Raw genomic sequence first — 12,783 nt, 5'->3', positions numbered from 1 at the left:
GCGACGCTCAGTTCTCGGGGAGCGGAATGCGCTCCTCGGCGTCGCCCGGTACGATGTCGAACCGCCCGGTCCGCCACTCCTCCTTGGCCTGCTCGATCCGCTCCTTGGACGATGAAACGAAATTCCACCAGATATAGCGGCGCGAGCCCAGCGAGGCGCCGCCGAACAACATGAAATGCGCGCCGCGTTCGGAGGAAACGACGATCTGGTCGCCCTCCCGGAAGACGAGAAGCTGGTTGTTGGCGAAACGATCGCCGGCAATCTCGACTTCGCCTTCGAGCAGATAGATCGCGCGCTCCTCGGTGTCGGCGGGAATCTCGATGCGCCCGCCCGGCTTCAGCGCGATGTCGACATAGAGTGTGTCGGAAGCCGTGCGGACCGGTGCCTTGAGGCCCGAAAACGAGCCGATGACGACACGGCCGGTCGCCTCCTCGCCGTCTATTTCGGGAAGTTCGACGTGCGCGGTATTCTCGAAAAGCGGCGCGACCTCCTCCTTGTCTTCCGGCAGAGCGAGCCATGTCTGGAGACCGGAAATCGACAGCGGTCCACCGCGCAATTCCTCCGGCGAGCGCTCCGAATGGACGATGCCGCGCCCGGCCGTCATCAGGTTCACGTCACCGGGCTCGATCACCATTTCGGTGCCGAGCGAATCGCGATGCCGGATCTTGCCGTCGAAGAGATAGGTGACCGTGGCAAGCCCGATATGCGGATGCGGGCGCACGTCGAGCGCCTGCCCCGCGCGCAGGATCGCCGGGCCCATGCGGTCGAAGAAAATGAACGGCCCGACGAGCCGGCGGCGTGCGGACGGCAGCGCGCGGCGGACTTCGAGGCCGCCGATGTCATGGGCGCGCGGGATGATCAGCGTTTCGATGGCATCGCAGGCGAACGCGTCGCCGGCGACGGGGTCGGTTCCGGGGAAGAAGCTCATGGGGCCTCACCATGTCAGCAAAGGCACATCATATCGCGAGAGATGGCGATCGTGTGTGACGAATTGCATGCCTTCGACGATCGCCTGCGCCAGCATCAGGCGATCGAACGGATCGGCATGGAAAGGCGGCAACCGCTCGACGAACGCTGCGTGCTCGGGCCTTACATCCAGCAGGTCGAAACCTGTCGTCTGGAATTCGATGATGGCCTCATGGCCAGAAAACGGTGGCGCATCCAGGCGGTCCAACGGGTGCTTGATCGCAACCTCCCAGACCGCGGCTACCGAGACCGAAATCGAGCCGGAATTTGCGGCAATCGTATCCTGTACGTGTTGGGGTATTCGCTCCGGTGTCGTGGCCGCCCAGATCGCGACGTGGGTGTCGAGCAGGAGCCTCACGTCTTCTGCTTTTCTTCGCCGAAGAACATTGCCTCGACATCCGCGTCGAGCGCCTGGAAGGCTTCATAGTCCAGCGGCGGATACTTCGCTCTGGCGTGCCCAAAGCGAATTGTCTTCGCAACGGGCGCGCCGAGCGGAACAAGCTTCGCCGCCGGTTTGCCATTGCGAGCGATGACGATTTCGCTTTCCAAGCCGCTCTCGACCGCTTCCACGAGACGGGACAACGAGGTCTTGGCTTCAAGCATATTGACGGTGGACATCACGCGCTCCTTAGCTAATCCTGGCTAAGATAGCGTTGCATGACACAATTTTCAAGCTCGACCCCTACTCCCCGTCCAACGGCTCCGTGCCCATCGGCTTGCCGTCCCGCGACAGCCTGATCTTCTCGACCTTGTCCTCGGCCGCCTTCAAGAGCTGGTCGCAATGCGCCTTCAGCGCCTCGCCGCGCTCGTAGATGCGGATCGACTGGTCGAGGGGGACGTCGCCGCGTTCCAGGTCGTCGACGATGCGTTCGAGCGCTTCGAGCGCCTGTTCGAAGGTCATCGCCTTGATGTCGGCATTCGGGGTGGTCTGGTCGGTCATGGTCATCCCTTCATCAGGCGGGCGATGTGGACGGCGGCCGAGAAGGCCAGGCCCTGCAAATCGTAACCGCCTTCCAGCAAGCTCACGAGACGGTTGTTGGAGTGGCGTGTCGCGCGCTCCATGAGTTCGCCGGTCGCCCAGTCGAAATCGTCTTCGGTCAGGTTGATCTCGGCCAGCGGGTCGCGGTGGTGGGCGTCGAAGCCGGCGGAGATGATGATGAGGTCGGGCCGGAATTCGTCGAGCGCGGGGAGGACGCGCGAATTGAACGCCTCGCGGAAGGTTTCGCTGCCCGTGCCTGGATCGAGCGGCGCGTTGACGATGTTGCCGGCGCCGGTCTCCGACTTCGCGCCGGTGCCGGGATAGAGCGGCATCTGGTGCGTGGAGCAGTAGAGGACCGACGGGTCGTCGTAGAAGATATCCTGCGTGCCGTTGCCGTGATGGACGTCCCAGTCGACGATCGCGACGCGCTCGGCGCCGTGCGCCTTCTGGGCGTGGCGGGCGGCGATGGCGGCGTGGTTGAAGAGGCAGAAGCCCATCGCCGTCGCCTTCTCGGCATGGTGCCCGGGCGGGCGCGAGGCGACGAAGACGTTGTCGGCGCGGCCGGCGAAGACGTCGTCCACGGCCGCATTGGCAGCGCCAACGGCGGTCAGCGCGGCTTCGAGGCTCTTCGGGCTGACGGTGGTGTCGCCGTCGATGCTCGCCAGACCCTCGGAGGGGATCAGGGCGCGTATCTTGTCGACATGGCTTTGCGGGTGGGCGTAGAGCACGGTTTCGATATCGCCCATCGGCGACAGATGCCGGTCGAGCCGGTCGAAGGCCTCGGCCTCCAGTGCACGTTCTAGCGCGCGCAGGCGATCCGGCCGCTCGGGGTGGCCGGCTGGCATCAGATGTTCGAGATAGATGGGGTGCGTATAGAGACGTGTGACCATGGGCGCTTGATATAGGGCCGATCAGGGCGCGTGACCACGCCCCGATTTCACTTCGGCCGAGCGATCAACAGCGATCAGCTCTGGATGATCTCGGTCGACGCGATTTCGATGCCGAAGCCCTCGAGGCCGATATAGTGGCGCGGGCGGGAGGCGAGCAGCCGGATCGACGAAATGCCGAGATCGCGCAGGATCTGCGCGCCGAGGCCGATCTCGCGCCATTCGTCCTCGCGGACAAGCGCTTCTTCGTGCGCCTCGCGCTCGCCCATCGGCCGGTTGCGCGCATTGTGCGCCACGCCGACCGAGCCCTCGCGCAGATAGACGAGGACGCCGCGTTCGCTACCGAACTTCGACAGGAGATTCTTGAGTTCGGTCCCTGCGCCGAACACGTCGGCGACGACGTCCTCGGTGTGGAGGCGGACCGGCACGTCGCGGCCGTCGCGGATGTCGCCGAAGACGATGGCGAGATGGTGCATCGTGTCCCACGGCAGGCGGTAGGTCAGCGCGCGCGCCTTGCCGCCGGGCGTCTCGATCTCGAAATCGGAGATGCGCTCGATCAGTGTTTCCTGGCGCTGGCGATAGGCGATCAGGTCCGCGACGGAAACTTCCTTCAGGCCGTGCTGGCGGGCGAAGCCCTGCACCTGCGGGCCGCGCATCACCGTGCCGTCATCATTGACGAGTTCGCAGATGACGCCGACCGCCGGGAGGCCGGCGAGCTTGCACAGATCGACCGCAGCTTCCGTGTGGCCGGAGCGCATGAGCACCCCGCCCTCGCGCGCGACGAGCGGGAAGATGTGGCCGGGACGCACGAAATCGGACGCGCCGACATTGCCATTGGCAAGGTTGCGCGCCGTCAGCGTGCGGTCTTCCGCCGAAATGCCGGTGGTGGTGCCGTGCTTGAAGTCGACGGAGACGGTGAAGGCCGTCGAATGCGGCGCGTCATTGTCGGCGACCATGGGGTTCAGGTTCAGCCGCTTGGCGTCCTCGCGCGTCATCGGCGTGCAGACGATGCCCGAAGTGTGGCGCACGATGAAGGCCATCTTCTCGGGCGTGCAGTGCACGGCCGCGACGATGAGATCGCCCTCGTTCTCGCGGCCGTCATCGTCCATGACGACGACGATCTCGCCACGCTCGAAGGCGCGGATGGCTTCGACGGTTTTTTGCTGGTCGTAGGGCATGGAGCGTCTTTCGAAGTGGGGGAGTGGGGGAGCGGGGGAGCGGGGGAGCGGGGGAGATAGGGGAGTAAGGGAGTAGGGAAAAATGAAGGTTGAGCGCCGCGGGCTTCATCCTAGAATTTCACCTACTCCCTTACTCCCCCCCCTCCCTTAATTGACCCGGCCCGTCTGGCCTCGATGTCTCAGATAGTGATCCGCAATCGCGCACGCGACCATCGCCTCACCGATCGGCACGGCGCGGATGCCGACGCAGGGGTCGTGACGGCCCTTGGTGCGGACGTCCACTTCCTGGCCGTCGACGTCGATCGACTGGCGGGTGTTGAGGATGGACGAGGTCGGCTTGACGGCGAAACGGGCGACGACCGGCTGGCCGGTCGAGATGCCGCCGAGAATGCCGCCCGCCTTGTTGGACAGAAAGCGCGGGCCGTCATTGCCCATGCGCATCTCGTCGGCGTTTTCCTCGCCGGTAAAGCGAGCGGCCTCGAAGCCGTTGCCGATCTCGACGCCCTTGACGGCGTTGATCGACATCAGGCCCGACGCGATCTCCTGGTCGAGCTTGGCGTAGATCGGCGCGCCGAGGCCGGCCGGGACATTGTCTGCGACGATCTCGACGATGGCGCCGACGGAGGAGCCAGCCTTGCGGATGCCGTCGAGATAATCCTCGAAGACGGACACGGATTTGGGGTCGGGCGTGAAGAACGGGTTGTCGGCGGACTGGACGAAATCCCAGTCCCAGTTGGCGCGGTCGATGTCCTTGACGCCCATCGAGACGAGCGCGCCGCGCACGACCATGCCGGGCACCACTTTGCGGGCGAGTGCGCCGGCGGCGACGCGGGCTGCGGTCTCGCGGGCCGAAGAGCGTCCGCCGCCGCGATAGTCGCGCAGGCCGTATTTGAGGTCATAGGTGTAGTCGGCGTGGCCCGGGCGGTATTGCCGGGCGATTTCGCCATAGTCCTTGGAGCGCTGGTCGACATTTTCGATCAGCATCGAAACGGGCGTCCCGGTGGTGATGAGTTCGTCGCCGTCCTCGAGCACGCCGGACAGGATCTTCACCTGGTCGGGCTCCTGGCGCTGGGTGACGAAGCGCGACTTGCCGGGACGGCGGCGGTCGAGATCGGCCTGGATGTCGGAAAGCTGGAACCTGATGCCGGGGGGGCAGCCATCGACGACGCAGCCGAGCGCCGGCCCGTGGCTTTCGCCCCAGGTCGTCACGCGAAAGAGATGCCCGAACGTGTTGTGCGACATGCTGGTCCCTGCCCCGCCGGCCCTTCAAGGGCCGTTTCGCCACCGCTTCTATTGGCGTTTTGCCGGAGGGTCAAACCGCGCGGAGTTTTGACACATTGTTTCGATTCAAACATCGTCTCGCGACCCTCCGGAGGATTCCATCTGATGCGCAAGCTCGCCCTTTTCACCGCCGCCGCCACTCTCTTCGCCACCGCGGCCCTCGCCGCCAACGACGAAGGCCCGATTACCGCGATCGACCGCGAAGCGATGACGATCACGCTCGAGAACGGCAATGTCTACAAGCTGCCGGGCGAATTCGATGTCGAGGCGATCTCGGAGGGAATGGACGTGCTGCTCGCCTATGAGGAGATCGAGGGGGAGAAGCAGATTACGGATATGGATGTGGGGGATTAGGCCGGTACGGGGTCATCCCGAAAGCTGATCGGAGCGCAGCGCAGATCGGCTATCCGGACCCATTCCGTACCATCGGAGAGGGCACGGAATGGGTCCCGGCTCTCGCCTCGCTTCGCTCGGACTTCGGCCGGGATGACGTGGCACCCAGCAGCTACAGCCACTCCAGCTTCACCCCATCCCACCGCAAAATCCTATCCTGCGGCACGACCAACGCCGCGGCTTCCGTAGCACCCATGCCGCCTGCGATGCGGAAGACGGCGCGGATGATGCCGCCATGGGTGACGCAGACGGTCGGGTGCGCGATCTCGTCGAGGAACGGCCGGAAGCGGGACATCAGGCGGTCGTAGCTTTCGCCGGCGGTGCCGGGCGGCACGAAGTGCCATTTGTCGGCATTGCGCTCGGCAGTCGCGCCGGGCCTACCGGCTTCGACCTCTTCCAGCGTCTTGCCCTGCCAGTCGCCGAAATGGACCTCGATGAGGCGCGGGTCGGTCAAATAGCCGCGGCGCGGCAGGCCGGCGCCGGCGCGCACGCGTTCCATCGTTTCGCGGGTGCGCTTCAGCGGGCTGGCAACGAAGCGGAACAAGGCGATGTCGGGCTGCACCTTCGCCAGCCGCTCGCCATTGCGGTCGGCCTGCGCACGGCCGACAACGTTCAGATCCGTGTCGGCCTGCCCCTGCAGGCGCATGGTTGCGTTCCAGTCGGTCTGGCCGTGCCGGATGAAATAGATGAGCGTTGCCATGCGCTTGGATTAGCGCGACCCGTCGCCGGGCCGCAAGTTGCATGCGGTCATTTGTTGGTGAGGAGCGTCAGACCGTCGAAATGTCCGGGGCGTCCACCGCCTTCATGCCGACGACGTGATAGCCCGAATCGACGTGCAGCACCTCGCCCGTCATCCCCTTCGACATGTCGGAGAGGAGGTAGACGCCGGTCTGGCCGACTTCCTCGATGGTGACGGTGCGACGCAGCGGGGCGTTGTACTCGTTCCACTTCAGGATGTAGCGGAAATCGCCGATGCCGGACGCGGCGAGCGTCTTGATCGGGCCGGCCGAGATGGCGTTGACGCGAATATTCTTCGGGCCGAGATCGACCGCCAGATACTGAACGGACGCTTCGAGAGCGGCCTTGGCGACGCCCATGACGTTGTAGTTTGGCATGACCTTTTCGGCGCCGTAATAGGTCATGGTCAGGAGCGAGCCGCCCTCAGTCATGAGCTTTTCGGCGCGCTGCGCGACGGCGGTGAACGAGTAGACCGAGATGTCCATCGTCTTCACAAAATTGCCGTGGCTGGTGTCGACATAGCGGCCGACGAGTTCGTCCTTGTCGGAAAAGCCGATGGCGTGGACGACGAAGTCGAGCTTGCCCCACTTGGCTTCGAGGTCTGCGAAGACGGCGTCGATGGTCGCCATGTCGGAAACGTCGCAATGGCCGGCCAGATGCGCGCCCAGTTCGGCTGCGAGGGGCTCGACGCGCTTTTTTAAGGCGTCGCCCTGCCAGGTGAAGGCGAGTTCGGCGCCCTGCTCTGCGCAGGCCTTCGCGATGCCCCAGGCGATCGAGCGATTGTTCGCCACGCCCATGATGAGGCCGCGCTTGCCGGCCATCAATCCGTTTCCACCTGCCATGTCATTCCCTCGACCCGATCACGTTTGGACCGAGCCTATCGCATAGAGGGTGTGCGGCATCAAGCCGCGAGACCGTCGGGCGGCAACGGCGATCAGGAAGCGCGGCGCGCGCGCATCAGTGCCTCAAGGTCCTCGTCGCGGTCGGGAGGCAGCATCACGGAGACATGAACGTAGAGGTCGCCATGGCCGCCATGCCTGGTCGGCAGGCCCTTGCCTTTCAAGCGCAAGCGCTTGTCGGAGCTCGACCAGGCGGGAATGGCGACGGCGAGCCGGCCGGTCGGCGTTTCCACCGGCAGCTTGGCGCCCAGCACCGCGTCTTCCAGCGGGACGGGCAGGTCGACATGAAGATCGCGACCCTCGACACGGTAGAGCGGATGCGTCTTGAAGCGGACTTTGACAAGAGCGTCGCCCGGCTCGCCGATGCCGAGTTGCTCGCCCTGCCCTTTCAGGCGGATCGTCTGCCCGTCCTCCAGGAAGGCCGGCAGCTTGACCGCGATCTTGCGCCCGTCGGGAAAGGCCGCGGTGACCTTGGCCGCCGTCGCCGCTTCCTCGATCGTCACGTCGAGCGTCACCTGCAGGTCGCTGCCGCGCGGCTGGCGGCGCTGGCCGGCCCCTGGCTGCGGCCCTGCCTGCGCGCCTCCTCCCTGGCGAAACGCCTGGCCGAAGATGTGCGAAAAGATGTCGTCACCGGCATCGCCGAACGGATCGGCGCCGCCCGACGAGCGGAACTCGTAGCGCCCGCCGCCCGGACCTGCGCCGGCACGCCGAAAGCCGCCGAACGGGTCGCCGCCACCCGCGCCCTCGAAACCGGTGAAGCGCGGCTTGCCGGTCGCGTCGATCTCGCCGCGGTCGAACTGGCCGCGCTTCTCGTCGTCGCCGACGATCTCATAGGCCTGGCTCGCCTCGGCGAAGCGTTCCTGCGCCTTCGGGTCGTTGGCGTTCTGGTCCGGATGATATTTCTTCGCCAGCTTCCGGTATGCCGACTTGATGTCCTTGGCCGAGGCGTTCTTGGCAACGCCCAGCACCTGGTAGGGATCGCGCATGAATTGCCTGCCCGAATTGAGGATTGGTCGCCCGCTATATGAGCATGACGGCGCGAAGTTTCCAGATTTTCCGGGCGCCGGTCAAAGCTTGTCGAAAGCCGTCATCGCCCACATGCCGCCCGAGGCGAGGCAGGATTCGCCCTGATAGAGCGCGATGCCGTCGAAGCTTTCGCGCGTCGCCTCGAAGCGGCGGCAGCGCGTGCCCTGTTCGTTGTATTCACTGATCTGACGCAGCGCGCCGCGCGAACCCGTCTCGGCATTCGCCCATGCGAGCGCATCGGGCGCGCCGGCGTCGAGGTCGAGCGCGGAGACGACGTTGCGGATGGTCGCCGCATCGGAGAGTTCCGTCGCATCCTTCGGCGCTTCGGTCTTCTGCACCGAGCCGGTGATGATCGACGTATCCTTGGCGACGTCCTCGAGCGTGACGCCGCGCGAGCCGCAGGCGGCAAGGCACGACGCCATCGTGGCCAGCAAAATGGCCCGCCGTGCCGTCATCGCCATCGCTTGCAACGGGTGCAACAATGCGTCATCTCCCGATGGATCGCCGCGCGTCCAAGGACGCGCAAAGTACGATCCACATTTGTTGTTAGAGCATCGGAAAGTCCGAAAACCGGTTTCCACTTTTCGGTCCGATGCTCGAATCATGCGCAGAGGTTTAGAATGTCGGATGCACAGTTAACAAACACTGATTTCACCGAAGCGACCGAACCCTATCGCCTCTTCGCCGACTGGCTGAAGGACGCCGAGAAGAGCGAGATCAACGATCCCACCGCGCTGGCGCTCGCGACGGTCGACGCCGACGGCCTGCCTAACGTGCGCATGGTGCTTCTAAAGGGTTTCGACGCGCAGGGCTTCGTCTTCTACACCAATTTCGAAAGCGCCAAGGGGCGGGAGATTCTGGGTTCGATGAAGGCGGCCATGTGCTTCCACTGGAAAAGCCTGCGCCGGCAGGTGCGGGTGCGCGGGCCGGTCGAGATCGTCACCGACGCCGAGGCCGACGCCTACTACGCGACGCGCCCGCGCGGCAGCCGGATCGGCGCCTGGGCGTCAGCCCAATCGCGCCCGCTCGAAGGCCGGTTCGCGCTGGAAAAGGCGGTCGCGGAATACACTGCGAAACATGCCATCGGCGAAATCCCCCGCCCCGCGCACTGGTCGGGCTTCCGCATCAGGCCGGTCGAGATCGAATTCTGGCACGACCGCCCCTTCCGCCTGCACGACCGCCTACAGTTCAAGCGCGAGGGTGACGGCTGGGGGAAGACGAGGCTATATCCGTGAGCGGGCACATTGCAAAGTGTACACTTTTCAAATACACTAACATTGGATTGTGCCGTTGGAATTCGAATGGGATGAAGCCAAGCGCCGCAACGGCATCGAGAAGCACGGCGTGGACCTGCTCTACGCGGCGCTGATCTTCGAAGAAGTCGTTTTCACGCGCATCGACGACCGGCAGGATTACGGCGAACAGCGCTTCATCTCACTTGGAATGGTGGACGGCGACTGTTTCGTCGTCGTGCACACACGGCGCAAAGATGCCATCAGGCTGATTTCGGCCTGGAAGGGAGGTCGCGATGAGCGAGCCATATATCAAGCGAGCATCGCTGGCGGAGATCCGCCAGATGAAGGACAATGGTGACATCGCGCGGCCCGTCGACGCACCGGAGGGCGAGAGTCTCGGCGCGGAGTTTTGGGCCAGCGCCAAGGTCGAAGCGCCGCGCAAGCGCTCAGTGCACCTCAAGCTCGATGCGGACGTCTTCGATTTCTTCCAAAAGCAGAGCGGCGGCAAGGGGCATCTGACCAAGATGCAGACCGTTCTGCGCGCCTACGCCAACGCGCATCGCGGACGATAAGGCCCCCTACTTCTTCCGGCTCATGAAGGCCATGAAGGCGTTGCGCGCTTCTTCGGATTTGAGGCGGTTGCGGAACTGGACGCCTTCTTCCTCGATTCGGGCGATGAGTGGTGCGCGGTCGCCGAGGAGGAAGTCGCGGGCGATCTTCAGGGCTTCGGGCGGCTTTGAGGCGATGCGTTCGGCGGCTTCGAAGACCGCGGCTTCGAGTTCGGCTTCCGACACCACGGTATAGATCAGGCCCGCCTCCTTCGCGCGTTCGGCCGAAAAGCCTTCGCCCAATCCCAGAAGCGCGAAGGCCTGCTGGCGCCCGATGACGGCCGGGGCGAGCAGGCTCGAGCCTGCTTCGGGCACGAGGCCGAGATCGACGAAGGGGGTACGGAATTCGGTGCGCGGGGTGGCGAAGGTCAGGTCGCAATGGAGGTTGATCGTCGTGCCGATGCCGACGGCGATGCCATCGACGCCCGAGACGATCGGCTTTTGCGACTTCGCGAGCGCGAGCAGGAAGTCGTAGACCTCGCGGCCACCCTCCCCGCCCGTGGCGACGGTCATGAAGTCGGCAAGGTCGTTGCCCGACGAGAACGCGCCCGGCACGCCGAGGATCACATGGCAGCGGATGTCGGGATCGGCGTCGCCCGCCGTCAGCGCCTGCGCCATCTGCGCATACATCGCCCGCGTGATGGCGTTCTTCTTGTCCGGCCGGTTCATGCGGATGGACTGGATCGCGCCACGGCGCTCGATCTGGATGTGCTCGTTCATATCCGTCTCACTCGTTGTCGCATGATGTGACCCGAAAACCGGTTCCCACTTGCCGGCGCCATGCTTTACGCGACCAGCGCCGCGCCGGCTTCGCGAAGGCTGACGGCGCCCTCGACGACGCGGCGGCGAAGCGCGGCGGTCTCCTCGATCAGGTTTTCGGCGTAGAAGCGGCAGAGCGGGATGCGCTTGCCGCTCTCGTCGGCTACCGCGCCGCGCGCGAGATAGGCGCCGCCGGCGGCGAGCGCGAAGAGCCGCAGATAGGGCGTCGCGCCGGCCAGCGCCTCGTCGGTGCGGCCGCCATCGAGCGCCTCCTGCAGCCAGGCCGTCGCCTCGGACAAATCGTTCAACGCCGCCTCGCATTTTTCCGCCGTCGCGCCGAAGCCGTCCCGGTTCGACGTGCGCACGGCCTCGATGTCGGCGTGCAGCTCGTCGATGAAGCGCAGCACGTGCTTGCCGTGCCCAAGCGGCAGCTTGCGCGTGACGAGGTCGATGGCCTGGATGCCGTTGGTGCCTTCGTATATCGGCGCGATGCGCGCGTCGCGATAGAGTGCGGCCGCGCCTGTCTCTTCGATGAAGCCCATGCCGCCATGGATCTGCACGCCGACCGAGGCCATCTCGACGCCGATATCGGTCGAGAAGGCCTTGGCGACCGGGGTCAGGAGGCCGGCGCGGTCGGCCCATTCGGCCGCGTCGTCGCCGCCCGCATGGCTCATGTCGATCGCGTGGGCGCAGGAATAGCAGATGGCGCGCGCGATCTGCGTCAGCGCCTTCATGGTCAAAAGATTGCGCTGCACGTCGGGGTGCAGGACGATCGGCGCCATGCCGTCGCCCGTGTGCCCCGGCGCCTTGCCCTGGCGACGGTCGAGCGCATAGGCATGCGCCTTCTGGAATGCGGCCTCGGCGACCGCGACGCCCTCGATGCCGACAGCGAGGCGTGCATTGTTCATCATGGTGAACATGCAGGCGAGGCCGCGATTCTCCTCGCCGACCAGATAGCCGACCGCGCCCTTTTCCTCGCCGTCGACGAAGCCGTCGCCGAAGATCATGGTGCAGGTGGGCGAGGCGTGGATGCCGAGTTTGTGCTCGATCGAGGCGCAGAAGGCGTCGTTGCGCCGGCCGAGCGACCCGTCCGCGTTAACGAGGAATTTCGGCACCAGGAACAGCGAGATGCCGCGCGTGCCGGCCGGCGCGTCGGGCAGGCGTGCGAGCACCAAATGGACGATGTTGTCGGTGTAGTCGTGCTCGCCATAGGTGATGAAGATTTTCTGGCCGAAGATGCGGTAGGTGCCGTCATCGGCGCGGGTCGCGCGGGTGCGCAGCGCGGCGAGGTCGGAGCCGGCCTGCGGCTCGGTCAGGTTCATCGTGCCGGTCCATTCGCCGGTGACGAGCTTTTCGAGATAGATCGCCTTGAGGTCGTCCGACCCGTGCTTGGCGACGGCTTCCGCCGCGCCGGCGGTCAGCGTCGGGCAGAGCGCGAAGGCGATGGAGGCCGAGTTCCACATCTCCATCGCGGCCATGGCGAGCATGGTCGGCAGGCCCTGTCCGCCGAAATCCTCGGGCCCGGAGAGCCCGTTCCAGCCGCCCTCGATCCAGTGGCGATAGGCCTCGCGCCAGCCGGGCGGCGTCGTCACCGCCGCATCCTTCCAGACCGCGCCGACCTCGTCGCCGACCTTGTAGAGAGGTGCCAGTTCTTCGGAGGCGAAGCGGCCGGCTTCGCCAAGGATAGCGTCGACCAGATCGTCGGAAAGATCGCCGAGACGGCCATCAGCCATCGCCCCGTCGAGCCCCGCGACATGTTTCAAGGTGAATGCGATGTCGTCGACAGGCGCGCGATACATAGGCTTTCCTCCGGCTCGAATGCGTGGCAACCATG

General features: G+C 65.4%; 17 protein-coding genes. 4 read left to right on the top strand and 13 right to left on the bottom strand.

Annotated features, from left to right (window positions below):
- Positions 1 to 7: 7 nt before the first annotated feature.
- The 7 genes from ACT6QU_RS14060 to aroC form a co-directional block, all read right to left on the bottom strand.
- The gene (locus tag ACT6QU_RS14060; protein WP_444565696.1) at positions 8 to 928 is read right to left on the bottom strand and encodes a pirin family protein; all 921 of its coding nucleotides are present in this window, start codon (positions 926 to 928) and stop codon (positions 8 to 10) included.
- Between the two features lie 6 nt (positions 929 to 934).
- Positions 935 to 1,324: a type II toxin-antitoxin system VapC family toxin gene (locus tag ACT6QU_RS14055; protein ID WP_024589061.1), complete on the bottom strand. Its 390-nt coding sequence runs from the start codon at positions 1,322 to 1,324 to the stop codon at positions 935 to 937.
- The gene (locus tag ACT6QU_RS14050) at positions 1,321 to 1,584 is read right to left on the bottom strand and encodes a type II toxin-antitoxin system Phd/YefM family antitoxin (protein ID WP_444565697.1); all 264 of its coding nucleotides are present in this window, start codon (positions 1,582 to 1,584) and stop codon (positions 1,321 to 1,323) included. The genes ACT6QU_RS14055 and ACT6QU_RS14050 overlap by 4 nt, the downstream gene beginning before the upstream one ends.
- 64 nt (positions 1,585 to 1,648) lie before the next feature.
- A complete protein-coding gene (locus ACT6QU_RS14045; protein ID WP_444565698.1) occupies positions 1,649 to 1,906 on the bottom strand; it encodes an exodeoxyribonuclease VII small subunit in 258 nt (85 codons plus the stop codon).
- A 2-nt stretch (positions 1,907 to 1,908) separates the two neighbouring features.
- On the bottom strand, positions 1,909 to 2,835 hold the full coding sequence (locus tag ACT6QU_RS14040) for a histone deacetylase family protein (protein ID WP_444565699.1): 927 nt from the start codon (positions 2,833 to 2,835) through the stop codon (positions 1,909 to 1,911).
- A gap of 74 nt (positions 2,836 to 2,909) precedes the next feature.
- Positions 2,910 to 4,010, bottom strand: coding sequence for a 3,4-dihydroxy-2-butanone-4-phosphate synthase (gene ribB, locus ACT6QU_RS14035; RefSeq protein WP_444565700.1), 1,101 nt, complete (start codon positions 4,008 to 4,010; stop codon positions 2,910 to 2,912).
- Between the two features lie 147 nt (positions 4,011 to 4,157).
- Positions 4,158 to 5,252 (bottom strand): chorismate synthase, encoded by a 1,095-nt coding sequence (gene aroC / locus ACT6QU_RS14030; RefSeq protein WP_444565701.1) that lies wholly within the window; start codon positions 5,250 to 5,252, stop codon positions 4,158 to 4,160.
- A 144-nt stretch (positions 5,253 to 5,396) separates the two neighbouring features.
- On the opposite strand from aroC, the gene ACT6QU_RS14025 reads away from it, so the two are divergent.
- Entirely contained in the window at positions 5,397 to 5,645 is a 249-nt protein-coding gene (locus ACT6QU_RS14025) for a DUF1344 domain-containing protein (protein WP_444565702.1), read from the top strand.
- A 151-nt stretch (positions 5,646 to 5,796) separates the two neighbouring features.
- Here the strand turns inward: ACT6QU_RS14025 and ACT6QU_RS14020 are convergent, their stop codons facing one another.
- The 4 genes from ACT6QU_RS14020 to ACT6QU_RS14005 all read right to left on the bottom strand — a co-directional run bounded on the left by ACT6QU_RS14020 (position 5,797) and on the right by ACT6QU_RS14005 (position 8,802).
- Positions 5,797 to 6,384, bottom strand: a complete 588-nt coding sequence (locus ACT6QU_RS14020; RefSeq protein ID WP_444565703.1) for a histidine phosphatase family protein — start codon at positions 6,382 to 6,384, stop codon at positions 5,797 to 5,799.
- Between the two features lie 67 nt (positions 6,385 to 6,451).
- Positions 6,452 to 7,264, bottom strand: a complete 813-nt coding sequence (fabI, locus tag ACT6QU_RS14015) for an enoyl-ACP reductase FabI (protein ID WP_444565704.1) — start codon at positions 7,262 to 7,264, stop codon at positions 6,452 to 6,454.
- Positions 7,265 to 7,356: 92 nt separating this feature from the next.
- Positions 7,357 to 8,307: a DnaJ C-terminal domain-containing protein gene (locus ACT6QU_RS14010; protein WP_444565705.1), complete on the bottom strand. Its 951-nt coding sequence runs from the start codon at positions 8,305 to 8,307 to the stop codon at positions 7,357 to 7,359.
- An 81-nt stretch (positions 8,308 to 8,388) separates the two neighbouring features.
- The gene (locus ACT6QU_RS14005) at positions 8,389 to 8,802 is read right to left on the bottom strand and encodes an RT0821/Lpp0805 family surface protein (protein ID WP_444565706.1); all 414 of its coding nucleotides are present in this window, start codon (positions 8,800 to 8,802) and stop codon (positions 8,389 to 8,391) included.
- A gap of 165 nt (positions 8,803 to 8,967) precedes the next feature.
- Here ACT6QU_RS14005 and pdxH point away from each other — a divergent pair, with 165 nt between their 5' ends.
- From pdxH to ACT6QU_RS13990, 3 genes are read left to right on the top strand one after another with little or no spacing between them, the layout of a single operon-like run.
- Complete coding sequence (gene pdxH / locus ACT6QU_RS14000) at positions 8,968 to 9,582, top strand: pyridoxamine 5'-phosphate oxidase (RefSeq protein WP_444565707.1); 615 nt, start codon at positions 8,968 to 8,970, stop codon at positions 9,580 to 9,582.
- 55 nt (positions 9,583 to 9,637) lie between these two features.
- A complete protein-coding gene (locus ACT6QU_RS13995; protein WP_444565708.1) occupies positions 9,638 to 9,940 on the top strand; it encodes a BrnT family toxin in 303 nt (100 codons plus the stop codon).
- The gene (locus ACT6QU_RS13990) at positions 9,924 to 10,154 is read left to right on the top strand and encodes a BrnA antitoxin family protein (RefSeq protein ID WP_444565709.1); all 231 of its coding nucleotides are present in this window, start codon (positions 9,924 to 9,926) and stop codon (positions 10,152 to 10,154) included. Before ACT6QU_RS13995 ends, ACT6QU_RS13990 begins: the two co-directional genes overlap by 17 nt.
- Before the next feature lie 6 nt (positions 10,155 to 10,160).
- On the opposite strand, the gene ACT6QU_RS13985 is transcribed toward ACT6QU_RS13990, so the two are convergent.
- Complete coding sequence (locus ACT6QU_RS13985; protein ID WP_444565710.1) at positions 10,161 to 10,910, bottom strand: crotonase/enoyl-CoA hydratase family protein; 750 nt, start codon at positions 10,908 to 10,910, stop codon at positions 10,161 to 10,163.
- Positions 10,911 to 10,975: 65 nt separating this feature from the next.
- Positions 10,976 to 12,748, bottom strand: a complete 1,773-nt coding sequence (locus ACT6QU_RS13980) for an acyl-CoA dehydrogenase (protein WP_444565711.1) — start codon at positions 12,746 to 12,748, stop codon at positions 10,976 to 10,978.
- Positions 12,749 to 12,783 lie beyond the last annotated feature (35 nt).

Source organism: Aliihoeflea sp. (assembly GCF_052435475.1).
Taxonomy (GTDB): domain Bacteria; phylum Pseudomonadota; class Alphaproteobacteria; order Rhizobiales; family Rhizobiaceae; genus Aliihoeflea.
The sequence above is the reverse complement of the archived record's forward strand: the minus strand, read 5'-3'. Positions and strand labels throughout refer to the sequence as shown.